At 66.6% G+C, this 26,941-nt stretch carries 23 protein-coding genes; 18 read left to right on the forward strand and 5 right to left on the reverse strand.

Annotated features, from left to right (window positions below):
• Window positions 1-184: 184 nt before the first annotated feature.
• Window positions 185-787 (reverse strand): hypothetical protein, encoded by a 603-nt coding sequence (locus HCH03_RS10525; protein WP_221689472.1) that lies wholly within the window; start codon window positions 785-787, stop codon window positions 185-187.
• 361 nt (window positions 788-1,148) lie between these two features.
• On the opposite strand from HCH03_RS10525, the gene HCH03_RS10530 reads away from it, so the two are divergent.
• The 8 genes from HCH03_RS10530 to HCH03_RS10565 all read left to right on the forward strand — a co-directional run bounded on the left by HCH03_RS10530 (window position 1,149) and on the right by HCH03_RS10565 (window position 11,522).
• Window positions 1,149-1,409 carry a hypothetical protein gene (locus HCH03_RS10530; protein ID WP_080142281.1) on the forward strand — a complete coding sequence of 87 codons (261 nt, stop codon included), beginning with the start codon at window positions 1,149-1,151 and terminating at the stop codon, window positions 1,407-1,409.
• A 159-nt stretch (window positions 1,410-1,568) separates the two neighbouring features.
• Complete coding sequence (locus HCH03_RS10535; RefSeq protein WP_185905483.1) at window positions 1,569-3,881, forward strand: molybdopterin-dependent oxidoreductase; 2,313 nt, start codon at window positions 1,569-1,571, stop codon at window positions 3,879-3,881.
• Window positions 3,882-3,901: 20 nt separating this feature from the next.
• Complete coding sequence (locus HCH03_RS10540; RefSeq protein ID WP_080142284.1) at window positions 3,902-4,261, forward strand: hypothetical protein; 360 nt, start codon at window positions 3,902-3,904, stop codon at window positions 4,259-4,261.
• 85 nt (window positions 4,262-4,346) lie between these two features.
• Window positions 4,347-4,616: a hypothetical protein gene (locus HCH03_RS10545; protein ID WP_080142286.1), complete on the forward strand. Its 270-nt coding sequence runs from the start codon at window positions 4,347-4,349 to the stop codon at window positions 4,614-4,616.
• A gap of 193 nt (window positions 4,617-4,809) precedes the next feature.
• A complete protein-coding gene (locus HCH03_RS10550) occupies window positions 4,810-5,145 on the forward strand; it encodes a hypothetical protein (protein ID WP_185905482.1) in 336 nt (111 codons plus the stop codon).
• Between the two features lie 154 nt (window positions 5,146-5,299).
• A complete protein-coding gene (locus tag HCH03_RS10555; protein WP_221689473.1) occupies window positions 5,300-7,534 on the forward strand; it encodes a leucine-rich repeat domain-containing protein in 2,235 nt (744 codons plus the stop codon).
• Window positions 7,535-7,543: 9 nt separating this feature from the next.
• Complete coding sequence (locus HCH03_RS10560) at window positions 7,544-9,184, forward strand: vWA domain-containing protein (RefSeq protein WP_221689474.1); 1,641 nt, start codon at window positions 7,544-7,546, stop codon at window positions 9,182-9,184.
• A gap of 28 nt (window positions 9,185-9,212) precedes the next feature.
• Window positions 9,213-11,522, forward strand: coding sequence for a methyltransferase domain-containing protein (locus tag HCH03_RS10565; RefSeq protein WP_221689475.1), 2,310 nt, complete (start codon window positions 9,213-9,215; stop codon window positions 11,520-11,522).
• A gap of 31 nt (window positions 11,523-11,553) precedes the next feature.
• Here the strand turns inward: HCH03_RS10565 and HCH03_RS10570 are convergent, their stop codons facing one another.
• Complete coding sequence (locus HCH03_RS10570; protein WP_221689476.1) at window positions 11,554-12,834, reverse strand: radical SAM protein; 1,281 nt, start codon at window positions 12,832-12,834, stop codon at window positions 11,554-11,556.
• Window positions 12,835-13,983: 1,149 nt separating this feature from the next.
• Here HCH03_RS10570 and HCH03_RS10575 point away from each other — a divergent pair.
• Window positions 13,984-14,262, forward strand: a complete 279-nt coding sequence (locus HCH03_RS10575) for a hypothetical protein (RefSeq protein ID WP_185905319.1) — start codon at window positions 13,984-13,986, stop codon at window positions 14,260-14,262.
• A 9-nt stretch (window positions 14,263-14,271) separates the two neighbouring features.
• On the opposite strand, the gene HCH03_RS10580 is transcribed toward HCH03_RS10575, so the two are convergent.
• Window positions 14,272-14,730 carry a hypothetical protein gene (locus HCH03_RS10580; RefSeq protein WP_221689477.1) on the reverse strand — a complete coding sequence of 153 codons (459 nt, stop codon included), beginning with the start codon at window positions 14,728-14,730 and terminating at the stop codon, window positions 14,272-14,274.
• A 190-nt stretch (window positions 14,731-14,920) separates the two neighbouring features.
• Here HCH03_RS10580 and HCH03_RS10585 point away from each other — a divergent pair, with 190 nt between their 5' ends.
• The gene (locus HCH03_RS10585; protein WP_221689478.1) at window positions 14,921-15,799 is read left to right on the forward strand and encodes a radical SAM protein; all 879 of its coding nucleotides are present in this window, start codon (window positions 14,921-14,923) and stop codon (window positions 15,797-15,799) included.
• A gap of 374 nt (window positions 15,800-16,173) precedes the next feature.
• Window positions 16,174-16,692, forward strand: coding sequence for an FKBP-type peptidyl-prolyl cis-trans isomerase (locus HCH03_RS10590; RefSeq protein WP_080142304.1), 519 nt, complete (start codon window positions 16,174-16,176; stop codon window positions 16,690-16,692).
• Window positions 16,693-16,909: 217 nt separating this feature from the next.
• Here HCH03_RS10590 and sdaAA read toward each other — a convergent pair whose 3' ends face one another.
• Window positions 16,910-18,520, reverse strand: coding sequence for an L-serine ammonia-lyase, iron-sulfur-dependent, subunit alpha (gene sdaAA, locus HCH03_RS10595; RefSeq protein WP_221689479.1), 1,611 nt, complete (start codon window positions 18,518-18,520; stop codon window positions 16,910-16,912).
• A 412-nt stretch (window positions 18,521-18,932) separates the two neighbouring features.
• Here sdaAA and HCH03_RS10600 point away from each other — a divergent pair, with 412 nt between their 5' ends.
• Entirely contained in the window at window positions 18,933-20,306 is a 1,374-nt protein-coding gene (locus HCH03_RS10600; protein ID WP_080142307.1) for a putative manganese-dependent inorganic diphosphatase, read from the forward strand.
• A gap of 14 nt (window positions 20,307-20,320) precedes the next feature.
• Here HCH03_RS10600 and HCH03_RS10605 read toward each other — a convergent pair whose 3' ends face one another.
• The gene (locus tag HCH03_RS10605; RefSeq protein WP_185905315.1) at window positions 20,321-20,896 is read right to left on the reverse strand and encodes a nitroreductase family protein; all 576 of its coding nucleotides are present in this window, start codon (window positions 20,894-20,896) and stop codon (window positions 20,321-20,323) included.
• Between the two features lie 193 nt (window positions 20,897-21,089).
• Between HCH03_RS10605 and HCH03_RS10610 the strand changes: the two genes are divergently transcribed.
• From HCH03_RS10610 to fusA, 6 genes are all read left to right on the forward strand, one after another.
• Window positions 21,090-22,205, forward strand: a complete 1,116-nt coding sequence (locus HCH03_RS10610) for a M20/M25/M40 family metallo-hydrolase (RefSeq protein ID WP_221689480.1) — start codon at window positions 21,090-21,092, stop codon at window positions 22,203-22,205.
• A 306-nt stretch (window positions 22,206-22,511) separates the two neighbouring features.
• Window positions 22,512-22,931 carry a type II toxin-antitoxin system RelB/DinJ family antitoxin gene (locus HCH03_RS10615; protein WP_221689481.1) on the forward strand — a complete coding sequence of 140 codons (420 nt, stop codon included), beginning with the start codon at window positions 22,512-22,514 and terminating at the stop codon, window positions 22,929-22,931.
• Window positions 22,928-23,443 (forward strand): type II toxin-antitoxin system VapC family toxin, encoded by a 516-nt coding sequence (locus HCH03_RS10620; RefSeq protein ID WP_221689482.1) that lies wholly within the window; start codon window positions 22,928-22,930, stop codon window positions 23,441-23,443. Before HCH03_RS10615 ends, HCH03_RS10620 begins: the two co-directional genes overlap by 4 nt.
• A gap of 379 nt (window positions 23,444-23,822) precedes the next feature.
• Entirely contained in the window at window positions 23,823-24,194 is a 372-nt protein-coding gene (gene rpsL / locus HCH03_RS10625; protein WP_080142313.1) for a 30S ribosomal protein S12, read from the forward strand.
• Window positions 24,195-24,312: 118 nt separating this feature from the next.
• The gene (gene rpsG, locus HCH03_RS10630) at window positions 24,313-24,783 is read left to right on the forward strand and encodes a 30S ribosomal protein S7 (protein ID WP_080142315.1); all 471 of its coding nucleotides are present in this window, start codon (window positions 24,313-24,315) and stop codon (window positions 24,781-24,783) included.
• Between the two features lie 14 nt (window positions 24,784-24,797).
• Window positions 24,798-26,915 carry an elongation factor G gene (gene fusA, locus HCH03_RS10635; RefSeq protein ID WP_221689483.1) on the forward strand — a complete coding sequence of 706 codons (2,118 nt, stop codon included), beginning with the start codon at window positions 24,798-24,800 and terminating at the stop codon, window positions 26,913-26,915.
• The last annotated feature ends 26 nt before the right edge of the window (window positions 26,916-26,941 follow it).

Raw genomic sequence — 26,941 nt, forward strand, 5'->3', positions numbered from 1 at the left:
GGGTGGCCCGTGCGGAGCGGGGAGGGGTGCTCGCGAAAGGTGCGCTTTCCCGCCTCCGAAACGCGGAAGGCCCCCGGAAGGCGCGTTTCGCGCCGTTCCGGGGGCCTTCCGTCGTCGATCCTTGCCGGAGTCCGCGTTTTCCGCTTGCGGCGGAACGGGCGATCGGGAAATCGCCCCTACGGAGCTATTCGGCGGGCTCGAGCGGCTTTTCGTCCAGGTCGGGCAGGTCCTCGTAGCGGATGCCCTTGTCCGCGAAGAGCCAGTTCTGGGCTTTCTTGAGCTTGGAGGCGTCGGGGTCCTTCAGGCCCTCGCTCAGGCCCTGGTACTCCTCTTTGATGCCCATGGCGATCACGGCCGCCGCGGCTATGCGCAGTTTGGCGACGTCGCGGGCCCTGATCTCGTAGCATTCGCCGTGGCCCTTGAAGTTGACCGTTTGCACGTGCACTTCCTTCGTGTGGTCTTCCTCGTTGACGAAGTCGAACGGCGGGTTTGCGAGCGATCCGTCGATCTGCCACTTCATCCCGTTGACGTAGTAATGCTTGAAGAGGTGGAGCGTGTGGAACACGTACTCCCAGCGTTCGAGCTTCAGGTAGTAGGTGAGGGCCTTGTGGTCGGGCTTGATATGCCCCATCTCGCCGCCCATGCGACCGAAGATGACCGCCTTGTCGCGTTCGCTCGACCAGGTTCCCTTGATGCTGAGGAACGTGTCGCCGTCCTCGTACCACACGTCGAAGTCCTCGTGGCGCGCGATGGCGTCCACGGGCAGGTACACCTTGTTGTTCTTCAAAGAATCCCCCTTTAAAGGCGCGTTGTGCATAACAAGATTATACCGCAGGGGCCGTTGGGCAGGGGGCGCCAAGCCGCGTTTCCCCCGGCTTCGACGGGTTGGGCATGCGCCTGCGACGAGAAATGAAAAAGAGCGATGATCAGGCGTTATGCGCTTTCGTACTCAAGGGGGTTGATGAAAATCAACCCCCAAGGACGATGGTATGATCCCCAAAATTGTCCTTGCGATTCGATGCTCGACCCGCTGCGGCAACTAAGCTGTATCCCGTCAGCCCTTTGGCGACCGTTACGGCAAGGGGTCGGAGATAGGCGGCGCGCGGCGCTGCCAAAGCCGGCCGAAGAATCGAGATGGAGGATCCCCTATGTGTTTCAGACCAGCAGATGCAGGTGCGAGCGGCGGCATGAACAAGTGCCCCGAATGCGGTAAGACCATTCAGATGATGGCCGGCGTTACCTTGAAGGCCTGCCCGTTCTGCAAGGCGGACTTCACGCCGTATATCAATGGCGAGAAGCCGCTGCCGAACGCGGCTCCCGGCGCCCCTGCGGCTCCTGCCGCCCCCGGCGCTCCCGGCGCCCCGAAGGCCCCCGCGGCCCCCGGCGCTCCCAAGCCTCCTACCGCGTAAGCGGACGAAAAGCAGAAGCCGGTGCCCGCAAGGGGACGGGCACCGCACTCGAGGGAAGGGGGTGGTCCCCGGCACGAGGATCCACACGAGGTTTCGCGCGATGACAAGCGCAGAGATGCTTCTACCGAACACGAGTGATAGTGTAGAAAGAAGGAGAATATGGCATACGGCAAACAGTGGCAAACCGTCATGGAAGACGGGACTGTCGTAACCCGCAGCAACACGTGGTCTCCTCCGGGAAGCCACCCGGTTGGATACGGCGTCAAGGTTGTGACGAAGGATGGCGAGCTCATCCGCGTCGAAGGTGACGACGACAACCCCATCACCACCGGTCGCGTGAACGCGATGAACCTCGCCCTGCGCGAGTACACGTACGCGCCGTCGCGCATCATCCACCCCATGAAGCGCGATCCGCAGGACCGCGGCAAGGACAAATGGGTTCAGACCACGTGGGACGAGGCTCTGGACACCATCTGCGACAAGGTTCGCTACTTCCAGAACACCTACGGCCCCGAGTCCATCGTCTGCTTCGGCGGCACCGGCCGTGAGGCTTGCATTTTCTACTACGCGCTGACGTTCTCCGTCCTGCAGTCGCCCAACTGCTGCTACACGCAGTCCGGTTGGTCCTGCTACGGCCCGCGCTGCTCCATCGCCGACTACGTGCTGGGCGCCGGCTACCCCGAGCTCGACTACGCCGGTCACCTGCCGGGCAGCTACCAGGATCCGCGCTACACCGTGCCGAAGTGGATCGTGGTTTGGGGCAAGGAGCCCCTGCCCTCCAACGGCGACGGCTTCTTCGGCCACTGCCTCGTCGACCTGATGAAGCTCGGCACGAAGATCATCTCCATCGACCCCCGCATCACGTGGGTGGGCGCTCATGACGGCAACATCAACCTGCAGGTCCGCCCGCAGACCGACACGGCCCTGGCCCTCGCCATCATGAACCTCATGTTCGAGAACGAGGAGTACGACCAGGAGTTCGCCGAGAAGTGGATCTACGGCCTGGACGACATGAAGGCCCGCGCGGCCGAGTACCCGGTCGACAAGGTTGCCGAGATCACCGGCGTCGACGCCGAGGACATCAAGCGCGTCGCCCACATCATCGGCACCGAGCGCCCGATCGGCTGGGCGTGGGGCCTCGCGTTCGACCAGAACAAGAACGGCGTGCAGCTGTCCCAGGCGTTCATCGTCCTGGCGGCCCTGGCCGGCTCCATCGACCGTCCCGGCGGCCTGACCCTCGGTCCTCCGTCTGCCCTGCTCGGCAAGTGGCGCATGGAGCAGCGCGGTGCTATGGACGACGAGGTTTGGTCGAAGCGCATCGGCGCCGCCGCCTGGCCCGGCCTGTCCACCGGCATGGCCACCACCCAGCCCGACGAGACGCTGAACACCATGGAGACCGACGAGCCCTACGCCCTGAAGATGGGCTGGTTCAACAGCTCCAACTTCCTGACCCCGACGTGCTCCGCGCAGCCCAAGCGTTGGCACAAGGCTCTGCAGAAGCTCGAGTTCGTGGTCGTTCAGGACCTCACCATGACCCCGACGGCCATGGCCGTGGGTGACTACTTCCTGCCGATGGCCACCTGGGCCGAGCACAACGGCATCGTGCTCACGCACTACGGCCGCAACACCGTGTTCATGGGCCCCATGAACAAGGCCCTGCAGGTCGGCGAGTGCAAGTCCGACGTGGAGATCTGCCTCATGTTCGGCCAGCGCCTGAACCCGTCCTGGTGGCCGTGGTACAAGCCGGCCGACGGCAAGTCCCTCGACCTCGACGCCCTGGCGGTTGCCGTGGAGGACTTCTACAGCGACCAGCTGAAGGAGCTCGGCATGGACTGGAAGACGTTCCAGGAGGAAGGCCTCTACCAGCCCGGCGCCCATGGCTTCGAGTACGAGAAGTACGAGAAGGGCCTGCTCCGCTTCGACGGCGAGCCCGGCTTCAACACCATCACGGGCCAGATCGAAGCCTACTCGATTCTGTACGAATCCTGGGGCGAGGATCCGCTGCCGTACTACGAGGAGCCGAACTACAGCCCCATCAGCAAGCCCGACTTCGCCGGTCAGTATCCGCTGATCACCACGTCCGGCTCGCGTCGCTACAGCTCGTTCCACTCCGAGCATCGTCATGTTCCGTCGCTGCGCCAGATCGATCCGTGGCCGTGGGTTCAGATCAACCCCGAGACCGCTGAAGAGTACGGCATCACCGATGGCGACTGGTGCGAGGTGTACAACATGTTCGGCGAGGCCCGCTTCAAGGCGGAGATCACCCCGGTCATGAAGCCCGGCATCCTGAACTGCGCCCACGGTTGGTGGTTCCCCGAGCAGGACGGCGAAGAGCCCAACCTGTTCGGCGTGTGGAAGTCCAACTTCAACAGCCTGGTGCCGCACTTCAACGTTGGCAAGCTCGGTTTCGGTGCCCCGTACAAGGGTGTCATGTGCAACGTCCGCCGCGTCCGTAGCCTGGACCAAGACTAACTCGAAAGGAAGTGGCGAAAATGGCAGACCAGAAATACGCTTTGCTCGTTGATTACACCTACTTCTCCGGCAACCATGCCGCAGAGATCGCCTGCAAAGAAGAGCTCGGCCTTCCCCTCGATCAGTTCGGGATCAAGGAAGTGGAAGTCGGCCCGTTCAAGAAGGGCGAAGGCTCTGACGGCGACGCGTGGGAGTGGTTCTACATCCCCTGCCCGACGTCCATCTTCTCCGAGCACTGGGGAACGGGCGGCGACAAGGCCGGCCAGCGTCCCTTGGCCGTGCAGGTTGAGGAGTCCGCGTCCATGTACTACGGCACGCTGGAGGAAATGCAGGCCAAGATGGCGGAGTTCGACCGCCCGATGGTGTTGTTCCAGCTGTAATCGCTTGTGATATGATACGTCGTGGTCACAGGTCGCTAACCGGTGGCCACGACGTTGCGTGGTTGACTAGAGAAGGAGGGTAAAGATGACGCATGATGAGTTTATGGCCCTTGATCCTGCGGGTGCCGCCGAAAAGCTGAACGAGCTGCTTGACGCGGGCAAGTCCCAGGAAGAGGCGCTGGCTGAGTACGGCCTCGGAAAGCCCGATCTTTTGAAGCTGAACGTGTTCTTCGTGAAGGGCAAGTTCGTCGGCCGCGCGTGGGGTGGCTACACCTCCACGAAGGCCACGGGCAACGAAGGCGCTGGCGAGCTCGGCCTCGGCGGCAGCTTCAAGGACATCAAGCCTGTGAGCTAAGCTTTTAGAAAAAGCTTTGTGCAGAGCATAAGAGAGGACTCGCTTGTTGTTCGAAGTGAGTCCTCTTTTAGAATAGCCAGCACTGCATTGCCCGCAGCGCTTTGCCGGAGGGAAAGCTTTACGGGCACCGTATTGGGGGCTATGGGAATCATCGAATACGCAGACACCGAACCGCACAAGGAGACGAACGCTTATGGGAACCGAGGATGCCATCAAAGCCGAGATCGAGGAAATGGGCCGCTTGACGCAGGAGCAGGAGGACATCCTGTACAACATTTCCTTGAAGCAGGACGAGCTCGGACGCGAATCCACGAACCTGCTGATGGAAAAGGTGAAGGGCAGCCCGATCTACGAGCCGATGATCGAGCGCGAGTACCTGACGTACGACGTGTTCAACCACGGCGGCAAGCACGAGATCGCCTGCCTGTACGTCACGCTGAAGGGGCTGCGCTACTGCATCATGTTCGCCGACGAGCTGGCCGCGCGCCGCAAGGTCGATGCCGCAGGGGCGCCCCGGCAGGCCAGCTAGCATCTCGCGCGCACGGGTTCAATGGTTCGTGCGATATTATTCTAATTAGGGTATAATATTCCCGAACACCGACTCACGCGCGGCGGGAAGAGCTTGCTTGCGGAAAGCCGAGAGGCCGACGGGCGGATTTGCCGATATGGGTGCAGGGATTTCATTGGATACCAGCAAGCTTGACGTTTGCTTCGGGGGGTTCACCCCCATGGCGCTGGGCGACGGCGTGTCGTCGCGTTGGCGCACGCTGGAGGCCGAAGAGCGCGCCCGCGCACGTCGCGCGCAGCTTGAGGCGGTGGCCGCGATCGAGGCCGCTCGTGCGTCCGAGGTTCGCGAGCGGGTGGACGAGGCGGGTGCCGTGTGGCGCTACGTCGTGCTCGACGGCGCAGAGGTGCGCGTGGAGCGCTGCGAGACGCGCGGCCCCCGGTTGGACGTGCCGGCCGAGATCGAGGGCAAGCCGGTCGTCGCCCTCGCTGCCGACGCCTGCGCGTTCTTGCCGACCGTCGAGGAGGTCACCTGCCCCGATTCCGTGATCTCCGTCGGGCCCTGCGCCTTTCGCGGCGGCAAAAGCCTGCGCAAGGTCGTTCTCTCCAAGGAGCTCGCGGCGTTCGATTCCGACTGGTTTCGCGGCTGTCCGAACGTCGAGGACCTGACGCTGCCCGGCCGTTTGGCAAAGCTGGGCCCGGAGATCTTCGACCTGCCGGGGCTTCGAACGCTGCGCGTGGGCGCGACGGCGGAGGAGGTGGAGCCCGGCGCGTTCGCGAAAAGCAGGCTCGAACGCGTCGAGGTCGACCGGTCCAACCCGTTCTTGACGACGGACGGCAGGGCCCTGTACCGCCGCGACGGCCGTGTGCTCGTCGCGCTCGCCGTACCCGGCCCGGAGTACCGCCTATGTGACGGATGCCGGGCCGTGGCCAAGAAGGGCTTCAGCGGGTTCGCGTGCCTCGAGCGCGTCGAGGTGCCCGAGAGCCTTGAAGTGCTGGGCGATTTCGCCTTGTCCCGCACGGGCGTCTCCTCGTTCGAAGCGCCCTCGTCGCTGCGGCGCGTGGGCGAGAAGGCCTTCTTCAACTGCTCCAACCTCGAAGAGGTGCGCCTGCGCGAGGGCCTTACGTCCGTCGGCGCCAATGCGTTCACGGGCACGGCGCTGCGCGAGCTGCGCCTGCCCTCATCCGTCGAGGAGCTGGGACACCCCCTTGCGGCCGGAACCGGGCTTACCTACGCGGGGGCCGCTGCGACGTTCTCCATAGCCGCGGGATCCCGCCTCGAGCTCGACGAGGCGGGAGGTCTGTACCGCAAGGACGGGTCGGGAAGGCATCTGACGCGCATGATGGATCAGGGTGCGCGCCGCTACGTCGTAGGGGAGGGCACGCTCGCCGTCGACGAGGCGGCGTTCGCCAACCACGCGGGCATCGTCGAAGCCGTCCTTCCGGAAGGTTTGGAGGCCGTGGGCAAGGCGGCGTTCAAAGGTTGCCGCAACCTCGTGCGCGTCGACGTTCCGAGCAGCCTGCGGAGTATCGGGGACGAGGCGTTCCTCGACACGGGCCTCGCGAGCTTGCGGCTGCCGGCTGCGCTCGCGCGCCTGGGGGCGAACGCGCTCGTCACCCGAGGCGCCCACCACGGCGCGGAGGAGCCGTCGCTGCGCGAGGTGGCGGTCGACGCCGGCAACGAGCGCTTCTACCGGGCACCCGGCCTTCTGCTCGAACGCACGGGCGCCGGGCGCTCGCGCGTGGTGCTCTGCACGGGGGACGTCGCGGTCGTGCGCATTCCCGAAGAGGTCGACGAGATCGCGCCCTACGCCTTCAACGGGGTCGCGGGCATCCGCGAGCTGCACCTGTCCGACCGCATAACGAACGTCGGCATACGGGGGCTGGCGGTGGACGGCCTGGTCGAGCTCATCCACCTGGACCTGGTGGAACCGCTCTTTGGGCACGAGAGCTTCGGCATCCGCTTCCCCGACACCGATCGCGGCGTCCAGCAGATGATGCTGGCGTTGAGCGTGCCCGACCACGTCGATGCGGCGGTCCTCTTCGAGCATTACGACAACGCCATCATCAACGGCAGCAGCTTCGACGCGGAAAGCGATCGGGGGCTGCGCACCTACGACCAGGCCGTGCGCATCGTGGAGCGCCTGCTCGACCCGGTGTTCCTCACACCGGTCAACCGCAGCATGTGCGACCGGGCGCTGAGGTGCGGCATCGAGGAGATATGCGTCGACGTGGCCCGCCACGACGACCGGAAGACCTTCGACGCCCTGATGGACCTGGGGTACCTCAACGCCGACAACGTCCACGCCGTTATCGAGCGCGTCGCCGCGTTGCAGGACGCCGCCATGACGGGGTACCTGCTCGAAGCGCGGCGCCTGCGCTTCGAGCAGGCCGCGCCGGACTTCGATTTGTAGGAGGTCGCGATGACGCCCGTTCCCGAAACGACCGATGCCAAGCTCAAGCGCCGCGCGGACGAGGACCGCCTGGGCGCGGACATCGTCGACGAGTGCCGCGTGCAGCTCATGCTCAAGTTCCGCTTCTTGGACCTCGCGCTGTGGCGCATGGACCTCGCGCCTTTGCGCGTGGGCGCGCGCTACCCCCTGGCCACCGACGCCAAGCAGGTCGTCTACGATCCGCCGCGCGTGATAGCCCGGTTCCGGGAGTCGTTCGAGGAATCGGTGCGCGACTACCTGCACCTGGTGCTGCACTGCGTCTTTCGGCATCCGTTCGACGAGGGGCACGACGACCGGGAGGCGTGGGGGCTCGCCTGCGACATCGTCGTGGAGAACGCCGCCATGGACCTGTGCGGCAGCCGCTTTTCCTGCGCCGACGACGCGGCGCGCCGCCAGGCGCTGAGCGAGATGCGGATGCTCGTGGGCCACGTGCTTCCCGGCAAGGTGTACGGCCTGGTGAAGGGCTTGATGCAAACACCCGACGGGCAGCAGTACCGCGGCATGGGCCGCAGCGCCTTGAACGAGTGGCGCGCCCTGTTCGAGCGCGACGACCATGGGGCCTGGCCCGCCAACAACAAGGCGAAGGGGCAGGGCGACGCGGACGACGCCGCTCCCGAGGAGGTTTCGCAGGACGACGCGAACCCCGACGCGGAGCTCGACGCCCTTCGGACCGAGACGCTCGACGGCGAATCCGCGGACGGCGGGGGAGGCCGCGACGCGCAACCGGAAGAGGCCGAGGCCGAGGCGGACGCGGCTGACGACGCCGACGAGGGCGCCCGAGACGATGCGACCGACGGCGACGGGGCGGGCGAGCGCGACGCGCCCCGGCCGACCGAGGAGGACGCGGAGCGCGAGGAGCGGGAGTGGGAGGACGTCGCGAAGCAGATCGAGGTGAACCTCGAGACCTTCTCGAAGGAGTGGGGGGACGAGGCCGGCAGCCTGGTGGCGAACCTCGCCTTCGCGAACCGCGCCACTTGCAGCTACACCGACTTCCTGCGCCGGTTCATGGTGACAGGCGAGGAGATGCGGCTGAACATGGACGAGTTCGACTACGTCTACTACACCTACGGCATGGACCTGTACGGGGACATGCCGCTGATCGAGCCGCTCGAATACCGGGAGACGGAGCGCGTGCGCGACTTCGTCATAGCCATCGACACGTCGGAGTCCGTCAGCGGCGAGCTGGTGAGGAAGTTCGTGGCCCACACGTTCGGCATCCTCAAAAGCTCCGAGGACTACGCCAGCGAGGTGAACATCCACATCGTCCAGTGCGACGCGAGGGTGCAGTCGGACACCAAGGTGAGAAACCTGAAGGACGTCGACCGCATGCTGGACGGCATGCAGATACGCGGCTTCGGCGGCACGGATTTCAGGCCGGTGTTCGACTACGTCGACCGGCTGCGCAAGACGGGCGAGCTGGCCGACCTGAAGGGACTCGTCTACTTCACCGACGGTCTGGGCCAGTTTCCGGAGAAGACGCCCGACTACGAGGCGGCGTTCGTGTTCATGGACGAGGGGGGCCAGGCGACGCCCCCGGTGCCGCCTTGGGCGTGCAAGATACTGATAGACGACAACGGCATCAACCGATTGAAGAGCCAGGCCGAGCGGTAGCCGACGCCTGCCGAAAGGAGACCGCGCAATGAACATCGCTTCAGCGAAGCAGCAGATAAAGGACACCGTCGAGGCCTATTTGAAACGGGACGACGCCGGCATGCCCCTGATCTCGTCGGCGCATCAGCGGCCCTTGTTCCTGCTGGGGGCGCCCGGCATAGGCAAGACGGCCATCATGGAGCAGGTGGCCCGCGAGCTCGGCATCGGGCTCGTGTCGTACTCGATGACGCACCACACGCGCCAAAGCGCGCTCGGCCTGCCGCGCATCGAGCACCGCTCGTTCGAGGGCTTCGAGTACGAGGCTTCCGAGTACACCATGTCCGAGATCGTGGCCGCCCTGTACGACTACATGGCGAGCACCGGCCTGCGCGACGGCATCCTGTTCTTAGACGAGATCAACTGCGTGTCGGAGACGCTCTACCCTTCGATGCTCCAGTTCCTGCAGTTCAAGACGTTCGGCAAGCACAAGGTTCCCGACGGCTGGGTGGTGGTGTGCGCCGGCAACCCGCCCGAGTACAACCGCTCGGTGCACGAGTTCGACATCGTCACGCTCGACCGCATGCGCGAGATCGACGTGGAGCCCGACTACGCCGCGTGGAAGGACTACGCGTCGAGCACGGGGCTGCATCCCGCGGTCACCACGTTTCTCGAGGCGAAGCGCGACTGCTTCTACAAGGTGGAGTCGAAGCCGGGTGGGGGCAAGTCGTTCGTCACGGCCCGCGGCTGGGAGGACCTGGCGCGGATCATCGCCCTGTATGAGGATATGGGCAAGCCCGTGAACCGGGAGCTGGTTGCCCAGTTCCTTCGCGACGACGAGGTGGCCGACCAGTTCGCGGTGTACTACGCGCTGTTCGAGAAGTACCGCTCCGACTACCAGGTGGACGCGATCCTGGCGGGCGAGGCGAGCGACGCCGTTAAGAAGCGCGCGCACGAGGCCGCCTTCGACGAGCGGGTCGCGCTGATCGGCCTCGTGCTCGACGTGCTTGCCCGCGATTGCGCGGGGGCCCTCGAGAAGGAGGACGTGGCCGTGGAGCTGCGCGACGTGCTGCGCGACGCCAAGCCCGAGCTTCTGGAAGGGGCGGCCGCCGAGGCGGTTCTCGGGCCGCGGTTGGCCGATCGGGAGGACGCCCTGGCCCGCAAGGTGGCATCCGGCACCGCCTCCAACTCCCTCGTTCGCAGGGAGCGTCTGGTGGCGGGCAAGCTGCGGGACTTCGCAACCCAGTGCGCGCGGGAGGGAACGGAGGCGGGCGAGGCCGCCTTCCGCACGATCGAGCGGGCGTACCGGGCCGAGGTGGGCGCGATCCAGCCGGCGGCGGACGCGGCGTCCTCCAAGATGGACCGCGCCTTCGACTTCGTGGACGAGTGCTTCGGCAACCGCGAGATGCTCGTGTTCATGGCGGAACTGGCCACGCGCCAGCCCACCACCCGGTTCGTCGCGCGCTACGGCAACGACCGATACTACGCGCACAACCAGGAGCTGCAGGTCGACTCCGCGCGCATGGGCCTTGTCGAGCGCGCCGGCATGCTGGAGGACCTGAACGAGAACATCAAGCTCGCCGACTCCCGCACCGTCGATGCCGGCGGCGTTGCGGACATCTCCCTCGGTGCGGGGGCGCGCGCGGCCGAGCGGGACGAGGACGCGTTCGCCGACGCTCTGAAGAGGCATTACGGCGGCAGGCAGTTCGAAGACGGCTTCACCAGCGTGTGCAAGATGCTGCTGCCGGCGGCCGAGCTTCGGGGCAAGAAGGTCCTCGACCTATGCTGCCGCCGGGGCAAGGGCGTCTACAAGCTCAGCGCCATGGCGGGCAACGACGGCAGCGTGCTGGGCATCGACTGGAACCCGACCTACCTCGAGGAGGCGAGGGGCGGGATGGAGCGCGCTTGGCACAAGAGCGGCCTCGCGCGCAACAACATGGAGTTTCGCGCGGCCTACCCCGAGGACCTCATCTCCTGCGGCATCGGGTCGGGTACCATGGACGCCGTCTACGTGAACAACGTCATGACGCTTTTGTACGACCAGGCCCTGGTGCTCAAGGAGCTGGGGCGCGTGCTCAAACCCGGCGGGTTGCTGGTCATGGAGACCGTCTTCGCGGACCGGGAGCGCGACGAGGACGTGGTCGAGCGCGCCCGCTCCCTCGGCAACAGCGTGCAGGCGGCGCGCACGCGCAAGGAGAACTACGCCTGGTTGGCGAACGCCGGGTTCGGCGAGCCTTCGATCGAAGAGGAGTACGAGGTGGGCCCGCGCCGCGGTAGCAAGGCGGACAGCCTGGTCGAGGCCGTCGAAGGCGACGAGGACGTGAACTACCGCGCCGTCTCGCTGTACGTGCGCAAGAAGTAACGTCGCTTGGGACGGCAAGCGACGTCGGCTGCTACGCCTCGCGCAGCGCGACGTCGATGAGATAGCCGCCGTCCTCCTCGGTCTCGTACACCATATAGCACGTCATCGGGCGCACCGCTTCGCCGTCTGCCCGTTTCGCCGCGCGCGCCGCCTCCAGATAGCGCGGCGGGAACGCGATCGACTGCTCGTCGGCATCCTCCATGAAGTCCGCGCAGCCCGCGGCCTCGAGCGCGCGGCGCGCGGCCTCGCGGTCGGGTCCGAACACCTTGGCCGTCTTCAGGAAGAAGTCGCCCTCGTCGAACGCAACGCAGGGATGCGCGTGGGCGGCGCGCTCGTTCTTCTGCCGGATCTCGCTGCGGTGCTTGTTCTCGAGCGAGCAGTAGTGCATGCCGAACGTCAGGCCCTCGTCGAGCGCCCACAGCATGAGCTCGAGCACGAGCTCCTCGCTGCCCGCCACGGCCAGCCCTCCCGAGTAGCCGTAATCGTACATCACCTCGAACGGCGGGTTCTTCAACGTGAAGCCGCGGCGGGTGAACTCGTCCCAGTTGCAGAAGGGGAAGCAGAACTCCAGCAGGTTGATGCCGTCGATGCCCACCTCCTCGAACCGGCGGAACAGCTGCCGCATGTGCTCCTTGGCGCCGGGGATGACCGGCATCTCCACCATGACGGAGGGGATGTGGCGGCGGGCCAGCGCCATCGCGGCGATCACGCGCTCCTGCTGCTCGGGCTCGTCGTCGTCCTTCACGCTGAAACGGATCTCGTCCAGCCCGGCATCGCGCAGGCGCGCCGCGCTCTCCTCGGTCAGGAGGTCGCCCGAGGTGTACAGGCGCTTGTGGGCGCTCGGCCACAGCTCGCCCGCACGCTCGAGGAAGCGCACGGCGTTCTCCAGGTCGAGCAGCGGCTCGCCTCCGGTGAGGCCCACGCAGGCCAGCGTGTCATTCTCGGCCGCCGCGCGCGCCAGGCTCTCCTCCCACGGGCATCCTTCGCGGAAGAACGTGTCGTAGTCGGGCTGGTTGTGGTTGAAGCAGAAGTAGCAGTCTCGGTGGCATTTGAATGTGGTGGAGAACGTCTCCGACCCGCGGTTGCCCGTGCACTCTACGCAGGCGGGGGAGAGGTGCCCCGTGCTCAGGCTGGCTCCCGCGTTGCGCACGGCCACGCCGCGCGCCGCCAGCTCCGCCCGCAGCTCGGCGCGGCGCACGGCGCCTTCGCCGGGTTCCGCGAACACGAGCCCCTTGTCCTCGAGCGCCTTCACATAGCGCTCCCCAACCTCAGCGTACCCCGCGAGGGCCGCGTCCAATGCCTCGTTGCCCACCTGTGCTCCGTTCCGTATGCCTTGCCGGTTGTGTTCTTCTTGCCGTCCATTATAAGGTGTCGCGCCCCGCCCCGCTCCGGCAATCCCGCAGGAGCAGACCGCCGGCCCTGCGCTTAGCGTTATCCCGGAAACGAGTTGCAGTCTCCCTGCGCATTCAACGCAAGCTCGGTCGCGGAATCCAGTGATCTCCCGCAGTCTAATCCTTTGCGCCGCCTTGGCGCCTTCCTGCGTTTGCCGCGCGGGATCCTTCGACTCGCTCCGCTCGCTCAGGATGACAACGCGCTGGCCTGCGTAATGTCAATGCTGGTTTAACGGCGGAATTCTCTCGCTTTGCACAAAAATCACCGATGTCCCCCGCTCGAAGCGGGCTCCGGGGGCCTTCGCCACGCAAGCGTTCGCTCGCCGACCGCGTTTCCGCAGGTCGCGGTATTTCGAGCAAGGCAAAGTCCCGTCGGAGGATCCGACGCTACGGGGGCATCGGTGATTTTTGTGCTGGCGGGCTGTCCTCCGCTGCCAACCGCCATCAATATTCCGCAAGCCGACGCGTTGCCGTCCTGAGCGAGCGGAGCATTCGACAGCCCGCCGGGCTGCCGAACTCCCGAGCGTGCGGTGCGGGCGCGGGGAGGCGCAGCGAAGCGGGGGCGAAGGAGCCCGCGCGTCGAGCCGGAGGCGCCTTCAGCTGGCGCCGCGCGGGATCCTTCGGCTCCGGCGGCTCGCGCCGCCTCCACTCAGGATGACAGCTCGGCCGGGTGCGTGTCAGTGTTGGTTTTACAGCGGATGCTGACCACGTGTGGCTGGCTGGTTGGGCGGAAACTCCGCAAGGCCCACTGCATCGCAGTTCCTTTAAGGCTGCGGCAGAGGAAAGCATCCAGCAAAGGCCGGGCGTCTAGCTGTAACGAGGCGACGGGGGAAGGGGGCTTCCGTCTTTGCCGGTCCTGCGTTCGTACACGGGCTAGATGAGTCGCAGTCGTGTTGCGGTGATGGAAGAAGAATCGTCGCGCGGGTGCGGCGGTGCGCTCGCTGCGCTTCTTTCGTTGTCCGGTTCGCCCCGCCGGGCGGACAGCGGCTCGCCTCTTCGGGGACGGTGTCTTTTCGGCAGGCGTCGTTTGCGTGGTAAACTGGCTTGAGGAACAGCGGAAAGGGGATTCCATGGTCGAAGTGCCCGTCGAGCGGCGGTTTCGCGGGTCGGTTCGGTTGGTGACGCTGCATTTGTGGCGCGTGGCGAAGTCGACCGACGTCGAGGACGGGTTCGCGGCCGCGCGCGATCTGGGGATGCTCGAGCCAAAGCACGAGGCGTTCGTGCGCGCCTGCTTCGCGCTCGACGAGCGCCTGGAGGCGGGCGAGCCTCTCGACGAGCCGATCACCATGGACATGGTGGACGAGCTGCAGCTCTGCGCCATCCGCCTCAACACGGCCGACCCGGCTTAGCGAATCGGGCTAGTCGTAGTAGCCCCGATCGAACGCGGCGTCCTTCATGCCGCAGCCGCCCTGATAGCAGGTGGGCCGGAAGTCCAGGACGCGCTTGGCTATCTCGGGTTGCGTGCGCAGCTTCACCAGCATGTTGTACACCGCCGCCCCGTCGATGGCGACGATGCGGTCGTTCTTCGACTTCATGGCGTAGTACACGTCGGCGGCCGTGTGCCCCTCGATGCTGATGGGGTTCTCCACGGCGTCGAAGTACCGCGGCTCGGGGAGGTCGAGATAGGCGCAGAACTCCCGGTAGATGTCGTCGTTCTCGGGAGCGAAGAGCGTTTTGCGGTAGTCGGGCCGGTGCGCGAGGCACGAGGTCTCCTCGGTGAGCTCGGCGTCCAGCGCGGCGAAGTACTCGAGCGCCGCCTGCCCCCGTTGCGCCGTGCCCTCGGCGATCATCCGCTGCTCGCGTTCGTACGATCCCATGATGCCTCGCTTTCGGACGTGCTCGTTCCCTTCTGGCATCATCATTGGGTTTCGGCCGGAGGTTGTCAAGGGCGATTGGATTCCGGTTTCGAGCCGTACAAGCGTTACCTTCTTCGAATTGTGCGCCCGGATGCGCGGCGGTACAATGAAGGCGCGTAAGCATCGCCGCCTCAAGGTTAAGGAGCGCCTCATGCACACGCCGAAGCACCTGCGCCGACCGCCCCACGAGTACGCCTCGGTCATGCTGGAGGTCACGAAGGGCTGCACCCACAACAAGTGCCTCTTCTGCAACCTGTACCAGGGCGTCGAATTCCAGCCCGTCCCCCTCGAGCACGTGATCGAGGATCTCGACGAGATAGCGTCCGTCGAGCGCAGCCCCCATCGCGTCCTGTTCGTCGGAGGCAATCCCATGGGCCTGCCCAACGCCAGGCTCGTGCCGCTGCTCGAGCTCGTTCGCGAGAAACTGCCCTCGGTGAGCGAGGTCGGCGGCTACCTGCGCACGGCCGACGTCAAGCTGAAGAACGACGCGGATCTGGCCGAGATGGCGGCCATGGGCGTGACGGACGTGACGCTCGGCACCGAATGCGGCTGGGATCCTGCGCTCGAACGCATGCGCAAGGGGCACACGGCGGCCGATATCTTGGAGCAGTGCCCGCGCCTCGAGGCGGCGGGCATCAAGTACTCGCTGTTCTACCTGGGCGGTTTCGCGGGCGCCGGAAAGTGCGAGGAGTCGGCGCGGGAGTCCGCCAAAGTGTTCAGCCGGCTGCATCCGGCGCGCATCACCATCATGACGATGACGCCGTATCCCGGCTGCAAGCTGCGCGAGGAGGTGGAGAGCGGGGCGTTCGAACTCGCGCGCGAGTCCGAGGTCATGCGCGACGTGGCCACGTTCATAGCCAACCTCTCCTGCGACACCCTCATCGTGGGCTCGCACGATTCGAACCTGTTCCGCATCGACGGCGTCCTGCCCCGCGACCGCGAAGGCATCGTGGCCACCCTCGAGATGCGCCAGAGGCAGACGAACGACGAGGCGCTGGCGCCCTTGCGCATGAGGATGCTCGCGACGTGATCGCCAGGGAGAGGGAGATGGCGATTCTGGCGGACGCTCTCGATTGGCCTTCGCGGCGGGGGCGGCGTGCGGTCGGTATGGTACAATGGTCGTTGTCCGGCGAGTGGTGTTCGCTCGTCATAGCTGAACGGTAGAAACGTCAAAAAACTGTCTTCCCGAAGGTCGCAAGGCGCGTTCATGTCGGCGCGCTCCGAACGCACGAGGGTCGCAAGGCTTGTCAGCAAGGCCGGCCGCAGGGCCTTTATCCTGTCTGCGGCGTCAATCGAAGGCGATGCGACGGTTCGGCTTCGCCTGCGCCATCGCGGCGCGGCGGATACGTCGCAGGCCGACCGGTTGCGGACGTACTGCTCAATTCGAAAAAGGAGAACGAGACGATGCAACTAGGCTCCACGGTAACCCTCACCTACACGGGCAAGCTCGAAGACGGCACGGTTTTCGGCTTCGCCACCGAAGAGAAGCCCATGAAGTTCCAAACGGGCATGGACATGACCATCGACGGCTTCGAGAAGGCCGTGCTGGAGATGAACGAGGTCGGCGAGAAGAAGACGTTCGTTGTCGACGAGTACGGTGCGTACGGCGAGTACCTCGAAGGCCATGTGGCCAAGATCCCGCTCGAGCAGATTCCCGTGAACGACGTCAAGGTGGGGAAGCGCATCATGCTGGCGAGCGGCGAGGACGGCTCGCCGATGCCCGCCACCGTTCTGGAGATCGAAGCGGGTGTGGTCACGTTCGATTTGAACCACCCGCTGGCGGGGAAGAGCCTCACGTTCGAGGTGGAGCTGCTGGAGATCGAAGAAGCGCCCGAGGACTTCGTGTCGGCCGCCGAAAAGGCGCGTCACCTGAAGGAGCAGTCGAAGCTCCTGGGCGGCGACCAGGGCGAAGACTACCGCTAAGGCGGACGGCTTCGCAAGGACGTTTGCATCCTTCGTAGGGGCGGCCTGCTAGCCGCCCGGCACGATGGGACGCGTGCGGGAAAAGGCGTGGCGGGCGCACGAGGGTCTTGCAGGAGGCCCCGGTGCGCCCGCCACCTGTGTTTTCAGGCTGGAAACGTTCGCGCCGGGCGGACAGCAGGCCGCCCTTGCGAAGGTCGTCGGCCGCCCCGAGCGCCTGTCACGCCCGTGCCGCGCACCAGGCGCAGGCGCTCGGGGCGGCGGCTATGCCGCCGAGGGCACTCTCGCGCAGCTCGAAGGGCAGCGCCCGCCCGACGGCGTCCATCGCGGCCACCGTTTCGTCGAAGCCCACGAGGTTGCCCACGCCGGCAAGCGCGATCTGCGCGCTCACGAGCGCGGTGGCGGCTGCCGTGGCGTTGCGCTTCTGACAGGGCACCTCCACCAGGCCGCCCACCGGGTCGCACACCAGCCCCATAAGCGAGGAAAGGGCATTCGCGGCGGCGTCGAGCGCCTGCGCCGGCGTGCCGCCCGCCATTTCCACGGCGGCTGCGGCGGCCATGGCGGCGGCCGCTCCGATCTCGGCCTGGCAGCCTCCCTCGGCACCCGACACCGTGGCGTTGCGGGCTACGAGGTAACCCACGGCGCCTGCGGCCAGAAGCCCGCGCCTGAGCGTGGCAGCATCCAAGCCGCGCTCCTGCTCCAACGCCAGCAGCACGCCCGGCACGACGCCGGCCGAACCGGCGGTGGGGGCGGCCACGATGCGCCCCATGGACGCGTTCGTCTCCAGCACGGCCAGCGCGTATTCCATGGCGGCGCCCGTGAGGCCGTCGACGACCGCGCCGCCACGCTCGCGCGCCCGCCTCGCGTCGCCCGCCTCGCCCCCGATGAGCCCGCCCATGGAGGGTGCGGGCTCGCGCAGCGGCTCGGTCGCCGATGCCCGCATGACCGCGAGCGCCCGGTCGGCGTAGGACTCGGCTTCGCAGGCTCGCCCGTCGAGGGCGGCGAGCGCCTCCTCGCGGGCCAGGAACGCGCCTGCGAGCGTGGCGTCCTGCTCGGCGCATCGCTGTAGCAGCTCCGTGCCCGAAGCGAAGTCGCGCGCGGCGAAGAGCTCCTCTGCGCGCTCTATAGAGGCGCCTTCCGCCGCGTGCGCCCCGGCGGGGGCGTCGGCGGGCACGATGCGCACGTCGCGCACGGCGGGGTGCCGCTCGATGGCGGCCTTCGCCTCGGCGGGTGCGGCGCCGTCCAGCTCCATGACGGTGAACGCCTCCGACCCGCGTCGCGTGCGGTACATGCGCGCGGTGGCGATGTTCACCGCGCAGTCCGAGAAGCAGCCGGCGATGTGCGCCAGCACGCCCGTCTCGTCGCGCTGGCGCACGACGACGCTCGTATGCTCCCCGGTGACGTTCACGTCGATGCCGTCGATGCGTTCGATGACGGCCGCGCCGCCTCCCACGCTCGCGCCCCGCACTTCAAGCACGTTGCCCTGCGCATCCTCGATGCGCATATCGACCGTGTTCGGGTGATCGACCTGTGTGTCGGGGTCGCAGGCGAACGAGAAGGACAGGCCGGTTGTGCGGGCCAGCTCGAACGAGTCGCGCACGCCCAAGTCGTCGGGGGCCAGTCCCAGGAGCCCGGCCACGAGCGCCTTGTCGGTGCCGTGCCCCGACTGCGTGTGCGCGAACGACCCGTACAGCGTGAACGCCGCCCGCACGGGTTCCGTGGCCAAGAGGCTGCGCGCCATCCGCGCGATGCGCAGCGCCCCGGCGGTGTGCGAGCTCGAAGGGCCCACCATGATGGGGCCGACGATGTCGGAAAAGCCGAACGTTTCCATGCGCGTCCTTTCGCGGTTCTTCGTGCGGGAGGGGCTGTGTCAAAAGCGCCGTTTTCGCTGATCGTGTAGGGCAAGGGCTCTGCCCTTGCCGCTCGGCAGGCAACGTTTCCGCAGGTAGACGGAAAAGTCAGAGCCCTTTTCCTACGAAACGGTCAACGCGAACGAGCGTTTTGGCAGCTTTCGATACAGCCTCCATTCGCTGCCATGGTAGCGCAAAGCGGGTTCGAGCGCCCCGCAGACCGTTCATTTCGTGAGATTCCACGACGAAACGGCTGCGGGGGTGCAAGGGCCTGGCGGGCACCGCTATACTGGTGGCATCGTCGCCGGGCTTCGGGCCTTGGCGGAATTCCGATACGACAGAGACGAACGGAGGCGCCCCGGGCGGGGCGTCGTGCGGCGAAGGAGCGAGGCAATGGCCACAGCGGCACCCATCATCGTGGTGGGCCACAAGAACCCCGACAACGATTCCATCTGCGCTGCGGTGGGGTACGCGTATTTGAAAAACGAGCTCGCGCGCCGCGCCGCGAACGGTAAGGAGCCCTATCCGCGCTACCTGCCCGCCCGCCTGGGCCCTCTGCCGCCGGAGAGCGCATGGGTGCTCGAACGCAACGGCGTCCCGGTTCCCGAGGTGGTGAGCCACGTGCACGCCCGCGTGTCCGACGTCATGACGCCCGACCCCATCTCCATCGGCCACGACGCCACGCTTCTGGAGGCTGGCCGGCTGCTGCGCCAGCACAACGTGCGCGCCCTCGTGGTGACGAACGACGACGGCACGTACCGGGGCCTCATCACCACGCGCATGATAGCCGAGCGCTACGTGGCCGCCACCGACGCGCTCGAGGACGGCGGCGCCAACGAGATGGCCGTGGCCGGCAACCTCATCGCCTCGCTCGGGCAGAAGGTGAGCGACATCATCGAGACCGACGTGCTCGAGCTCGACAAGAACGGCCTGCTCAAGGAAGCGGTGGAAGACCTCATGGCCAGTGCTCTGCGCGAGGCCGTGGTGCTGGACGAGCATCGGGTCGCCATCGGCATCGTCACCCGCTCCGACGTGGCGGTGCGCCCGCGGCGCAAGGTGGTGCTCGTTGACCACAACGAAACGCGCCAGGCCGCGAACGGCATCGAGGAGGCCGACGTCGTGGAGATCGTCGACCACCACCGCATCGCCGACGTGTCGACGGCCAACCCCATCCTGTTCTTGAACCTGCCCGTAGGCTCCACGGCCACCATCGTGGCCACCGAGTTCGAGCGCCACGACGTGGAGATGCCGCCCGCCATCGCCGCGGTGCTGTTGTCGGCCATCATGACCGACACGGTGATCTTGAAATCGCCCACCGCCACCGACATGGACCGCGAGCAGGTGGAGCGCCTGGCCGCTCTGGCCGGCGTGGACGCAACCGAGTTCGGCCTCGCCGTGTTCAAGTGCCGCGGCGGCGAGGACAGCATGCCGGTGGACAAGCTCGTGGGGGCCGACTCCAAGGAGTTCCTGCTGGGCGACACCACCGTGCTCATCGCGCAGCACGAGACCGTCGATCTGCCGGCCGTCATGAAGCGTGAGGGCGAGATCCGCGAGCACATGCGCCGTTTGCGCGACGACCACCACTACGACTTCGTGCTGCTCATGGTCACGGACATCCTGGCCGAGGGCAGCCAGTTCCTCTGCGAGGGCAACCTCCGCATCGTGAACCGCGTGTTCAACATCGACTGCTCGGGCGAGGGCGGCACCTGGATGCCCGGCGTGCTGAGCCGCAAAAAGCAGGTGGCCGCCAAGATTTTGGGGGCTTAGTCGTTCCGCGGGCGCTACAGCAGCACGTCGGACAGGCTGCGTTTGGGCACGTGGTGGACGCTGTCGGCGTCGCGCCAGTACTCGGTGGCGCCGCCGACGGGCAGAGGCTCGATGCGCACCTCCTCGGCCGGCTTGCCCAGGGCCAGCACGAGGTCGGGTTGGAAGCGCTCGCCGTCGATGCCCAGGGCCTCGACAAGGCTACGCTTTTTGAACGATCCGATGATGCACCCGCCGAAGCCGGCCTCCGCGGCCTGCAACATGATGGTCTGGGCGGCTATGCCCTCGTCCCAGGCGGTGAACGTGTCGGCGAGCACGCGGTCGGCATCGCGGCATATCACCACGAAGGCGCTCGGCCGCTCGCCGGGTTCGGGCCCGTCCCACTCGGGCAGAGCCTTCGCCCAGGCCAGGCAGGCGAACACGGCGTCGCGCCGCTCGTCGTCCACGATGGCGTAGCGCAGAGGCTGGGCGTTGCCGCTCGAGGCGGTGAGGCGCGCCGTGTCCACCCAGCGCTCCAGGAGCTTCCGATCGACGGCCTCCTCTTCGAAGAACCGGCGGTAGCTCCGGCAGGACCTCACGGTATCGCGCAGCATGGCTTCCTCCTCGCGTCGGTCGTGCGCGGCGCGGCCCCGTTGCCGGAGACGGACGGCGCGCTCCTTCTTCTAGCATTATAATGGTGCGGCCGGACCGAGGGCGACCCGAGCCGCCGAACGCCGCAGACGGCAAGGCCGCCGGTGCTGCGCCCCAGGTCCCAGAACCGAAACCGCGATGAGAAGGAAGCCATTCATGAACCCCACCCGCTTGCTCGACCTGTTCTGCGATATCGTCCGCATCGAAAGCCCCTCGCGCCACGAGGCCGCCATGGCCGCGCGCTGCGCCGACGAGCTGCGGGCTTTGGGCTTCTCCGTGCGTTTTGACGATTCGGCCGCGCAGACGGAGTCGGACACGGGCAACCTCGTCGCGCACCTGCCGGGCACGGCACCGGGGCATATCGTGCTGTCGGCGCACATGGACACGGTCCGGCCGTGCGCGGGCATCGAGCCCGTGGTGAAAGACGGCGTGGTTCGCTCGGCCGGCGACACCATCCTGTCCGCCGACGACAAGGCGGGCGTGGCGGCCATCCTCGAGGGCGTGCGCTCGGTGGTGGAGGAAGGGGCCGCGCGCCCCGACGTCACGGTGCTGTTCACCACCTGCGAGGAGCTGCACCTGCTGGGCTCCGGCGCGCTCGCCGAGGGCGAGCTGCCCGCCGGCGCCCCATGCTACGTGCTGGACGCCGACGGCGCCCCCGGTACCGTGGTCACGGGCGCGCCGTGCCACTGGGGCCTCGAGGCGTCGTTCGTCGGCCGCGCGTCGCACGCCGGCGTGGTGCCGGAAGAGGGCATCTCGGCCATCTGCATGGCGGCCGCGGCCATCGAGGCCATGCCGCTCGGTCGCATCGACGAGGCCACCACGGGCAACATCGGCGTGATTTCCGGCGGCCGGGAGACGAACGTCGTGCCCGACTCCTGCACGCTGGCGGGGGAGTGCCGCTCGCTGTACACCGATCGGGTCGAGGCGCAGAAGGCCGCCATGACGGCCGCGCTCGAGCAGGCCGCAGCGCGCTTCGGCGGCTCGGTGGACGTGACGTGGACGAAGAGCTACGACGCCGTGCTGTACGACGAGGACGACCCGGTGGTGCAGGCCGCCGCCCGCGCCGCGCGCGCCGCCGGCCTCGAGCCCCGTTTCCGCCACGACGGCGGCGGGGCGGACGCCAACATCCTGGCCGCGCGGGGCGTGCGCGCCGTCACGCTGGGCGTGGGCATGACGGCCTTCCACTCCCCGGACGAGCACATCTCCGTGGCCGACCTCGAGGGCACCGCCCGCTTGGTGGAGTCCCTAGTGAAAGAAGGCGTCGAAGCTTAGGCGCAGAAAGGCTCCGGCCAGCGGATTCATCCGCCGGGGCGGCCTGCAGGCCGCCCCGGCGCGCTCGGTTCGGCATGTATCGCACCATGCGGCGAGCGCATCGAGGGCTTCCCGTTTCGACCGGCGCGAGCCTTCGCTTTTCGCGCCGGGCGGGTTGCTGCTCGCCCTTATGAGGCTTCGCCCTTATGAGGCTTCGCCCTTATGAGGCTTCGCCCTTATGAGGCTTCGCCCTTATGAGGCTTCGCCCTTGTTGCCCTCATATGCTATACTATATAGCATCAATAGTTCGACCGAACAGGAGGCGCTATGGCGGCCGTGCAGATGAACGTGCGCATCGACGAGGAAACGAAGGCGCGCGGCGACGAGGTGTTCGCCCGCTGGGGGCTCACGCCCTCGCAGGTGGTGCGCGCGGTATGGGAGTATGCCGAGGAGAAGGGCGAGCCCCCCGCGTTCATGCGCCCCGCGCGCGACGCCGCGGACGACGCCGAGGTGCAGCGTCGCCTGGCCCTGGTGGAGGAGGGCGCCAGCATCTGGAGGAACTTCTTCATCGACAACGGCCTGCCCGTACCGGCGCCGCGCAAGATCGATTGGCACGACCTGCAAGAGGAATTCTACGATGGCAAGCGCCGAGAGGACCTCGACGAAGACGAGCTGCTTGCGGCCTACTACGACGATCTGCGCTACGAAGCGTACTGCGAGAAGGCTGCCGAAAGGGGACTGCTGTGAGTTTGCCGCAGAAGCTGCTCGTCGACACGAATGTTTGGATCGACTACTTCCTTGAGCGCAATCCGGAAAATCATGAAAAGGCGATGCGCTTCGTGGCGGCGGCGACGGCTGCCGGCGCTGCGCTGTACACGTCGTCGGCGACGATGCCCGACCTGTTCTTCCTCCTTTGCCAAGAGACGAAAAGGTGCCTGCGCGCGCGAGGCAAGGTCGTCGACGAGGGCATGGCCGCCGCCGTGCGCGAATCGGCTTGGTCGAGCATGCGCAGCATCATGGAGCTGTCGATGGTCGTGCCGGTGGGTCGGAACGAGGCCCTGCGCGCCCTGACGTACCGCGACCTCCACGACGACTTCGGGGACGACCTGATCCTTGCCGCGGCCGCGCGCGTCGACGCCGACTACCTCGTCACGTCGGACAAGGCCCTCATGCGCCACGCGCCCGTCGCCTGCCTCTGCCCGGCGGACATGATCGTGCTCCTGCGCGCCCGCGCCCAGGCGTCCGAAGAGGCGGAATAAATTCGAGATTCCGTGGAGGCGCGGCGCCCCTCGGCCCCGCCTCCCATCCTTCATCAGGTAAAATGTGATGAAAGGGTATAGATACTCCCGGGTGCGTGGCGTTTGACAAGCTGCGGGGCCGATGATAGAGTTCTCGTTCGCGTCCCCGAAGGACGTATGTTTTCGTGTGCGAATCAGCTGAGCGCACAGGAAAGCGATGCTGATATCTTTCGTTTCTTTCAGCAAAGGTAAGGACAGGGTTTCCCTGGCGAGTCGGATAGCCGTGAAAAGCCCGACCGCCTGAGCGAGCGGCCTTCGCGCCGTGAGCGAGAGGCGAGCGGGCTTTGAGCGGCTAGACGGCCGCCAGGGAAAGCCGTCAGGTAGCAAAAGGAGAATTGATTTGCCTACTATCAACCAGCTGGTCCGCAAGGGCCGCAAGAAGACGGTCGAGAAGAAGAAGACCCCGGCCCTGAAGGGCAACCCGCAGAAGCGCGGCGTGTGCACCCGCGTGTTCACCACCACGCCGAAAAAGCCGAACTCGGCCCTGCGCAAGGTCTGCCGTGTGCGCCTCGTCAACGGCATGGAGGTCACGGCCTACATCCCGGGCATCGGCCACAACTTGCAGGAGCACTCCATGGTGCTGCTGCGCGGCGGCCGTGTGAAGGACCTCCCCGGCGTGCGCTACAAGGTCATCCGCGCCGCGCTCGACTGCGCCGCCGTGGACAACCGCAAGCAGGCTCGCAGCCGTTACGGCGCCAAGCGCCCCAAGTAAGCAACCGCTAAGTCGCGCGGGCCGAAAAGTCGCATCTGCCCAAAGGGGGCGGAGGGCGGCGGCCTAATGGGCGGGGAGAAAGCCGCCTCGAAGCGCGCAGGACCAAGAAGGAGAAAACATGCCGCGTCGTGCAGCAGCAGTCCGTCGTGAAGTTCAGCCGGACGCACAGTACAACAACCGTTTGGTCACGCAGCTGATCAACAAGGTTCTTTTGGATGGCAAGAAGGCCACCGCCGAGGGCATCGTCTACGGTGCGTTCGAGATCATCGAGCAGAAGACCGGCGGCGACCCGCTGGCCGTGTTCAAGAAGGCCATGGACAACGTGCGCCCCACGCTCGAAGTGAAGCCCAAGCGCGTGGGCGGCGCCACCTACCAGGTGCCCATGGAGGTCAACTCCCGTCGTTCCACCACGCTCGCCATCCGCTGGATCGTGGACTTCTCGCGCAAGCGCAAGGAGCACACGATGAAAGAGCGCCTGGCCGCCGAGATCATGGACGCCTCCGAGAACACGGGCGCGTCGGTGAAGAAGCGCGAGGACCTGTACAAGATGGCCGAGTCCAACCGCGCGTTCTCGCACTACCGCTTCTAAGGAGGACTCAGTCTATGGCTAAAAACAACCTACAAGACACGCGCAACATCGGCATCATGGCCCACATCGACGCGGGCAAGACGACGACGACCGAGCGCATCCTCTACTACACCGGCAAGACCCACAAGATCGGCGAGGTGCACGACGGCGCCGCGACGATGGACTGGATGGTGCAGGAGCAGGAGCGCGGCGTGACCATCACGGCCGCCGCCACCACGTGCTTCTGGAAGTACCCCGGCGGTGCCGAGGACGGCAAGGAGTACCGTTTCCAGATTATCGACACGCCCGGCCACGTTGACTTCACGGCCGAGGTCGAGCGCTCGCTTCGCGTGCTCGACGGCGCGGTCGCGGTGTTCGACGCCGTCGCCGGCGTGCAGCCGCAGTCCGAGACGGTGTGGCGCCAGGCCAGCCGCTACGGCGTGCCCCGCATCGCCTACATCAACAAGTACGACCGCGTGGGCGCCGACTTCTTCCACGCCATCGACACCATGAAGGACCGCCTGGGCGCGCCGGCCATCGCCGCGCAGATGCCCATGGGCGCCGAGGACAACTTCTGGGGCGTCATCGACCTCGTGACCATGACCGCATGGGACTTCAAGGCTGACGACAAGGGCATGACCTGGCCCGAGCCCATGGACGCCATCCCGGCCGAGTTCGCCGAGGAGGCCGAGCTGCGTCACCAGGAGCTGGTGGAAGCCGCCGCCGACTGCGACGACGACCTCATGGAGAAGGTCCTCATGGAAGAGGACTTCACGGTCGACGAGCTGAAGGCCGCCATCCGCAAGGGCACCATCGCCTGCCAGATCCACCCGGTGTTCGTGGGTTCGTCCTACAAGAACAAGGGCGTGCAGGAGCTGCTCGACGCCGTGGTCGACTACATGCCGTCGCCGGTCGACGTGCCCGCCATCAAGGGCACGAACCCCGACACGGGCGAGGAAGACGAGCGTCCCTCCGACGTGAAGGCGCCGTTCTCGGCCCTGGCGTTCAAGATCATGACCGACCCGTTCGTGGGCAAGCTCACCTACCTGCGCGTGTACTCGGGCCAGCTCGACTCCGGCTCGTACGTCATGAACGCGTCCAAGGACAAGAAGGAGCGCATCGGCCGTCTGCTGCAGATGCACTCCAACCAGCGCGTCGACATCGACGGCTGCGCCGCCGGCGACATCGTGGCGGTCGTGGGCCTGAAGGACACGTCCACGGGCGACACGCTCTGCGACGAGAAGCACCCCATCATCCTGGAGTCCATGGAGTTCGCCGAGCCGGTTATCGACATCGCCGTCGAGCCGAAGACGAAGGCCGAGCAGGACAAGATGGGCGTGGCGCTGCAGAAGCTGGCCGAGGAGGACCCGACGTTCCGCGTGTCCACCAACCAGGAGACCGGCCAGACCATCATCGCCGGCATGGGCGAGCTGCACCTCGAAATCATTGTCGACCGCTTGCTGCGCGAGTTCAAGGTCGAGGCGAACGTCGGCAAGCCGCAGGTCGCCTACCGCGAGACGGCCACGAAGGAGGCCCTGAACGTCGAGGGCAAGTTCGTGCGCCAGTCCGGCGGTCGCGGCCAGTACGGCCACGCGGTCATCAACATGTTCCCGCAGGAAGCCGGCAAGGGCTACGAGTTCGAGAACAAGATCGTGGGCGGCGTCGTGCCGAAGGAGTACATCACGCCTATCGACAAGGGCATCCAGGAGGCGCTGAACTCCGGTGTGCTCGCGGGCTATCCCGTCGTGGACGTGCGCGTCGAGCTGGTGGACGGCTCCTACCACGAGGTCGACTCGTCCGAGGCGGCGTTCAAGGTGGCCGGTTCCATGGCCATCAAGGCGGCGCTGAAGAAGGGCGCCTCCGTCATCCTCGAGCCGATGATGGCCGTGGAGGTCGAGACCCCCGAGGAGTACATGGGCGACGTCATGGGCAACCTGTCCAGCCGTCGCGGCCAGATCCAGGGCATGGGCGACCGCGGCAACGCCAAGACCGTCAAGGCGAAGGTTCCGCTGTCCGAGATGTTCGGCTACGCCACCGACCTGCGTTCGACGACGCAGGGCCGCGCTTCGTACACGATGCAGTTCGATTCGTACGAGGCAGTGCCGAAGAACGTGGCGGAGGAAATTATCAGCAAGGCCGGCGGGAACGCGTAAGCGCGCGCGACCTGAAGCATAACGGA

It is taken from the genome of Gordonibacter massiliensis (ex Traore et al. 2017), from assembly GCF_019731765.1.
GTDB classification, from domain to species: domain Bacteria; phylum Actinomycetota; class Coriobacteriia; order Coriobacteriales; family Eggerthellaceae; genus Gordonibacter; species Gordonibacter massiliensis.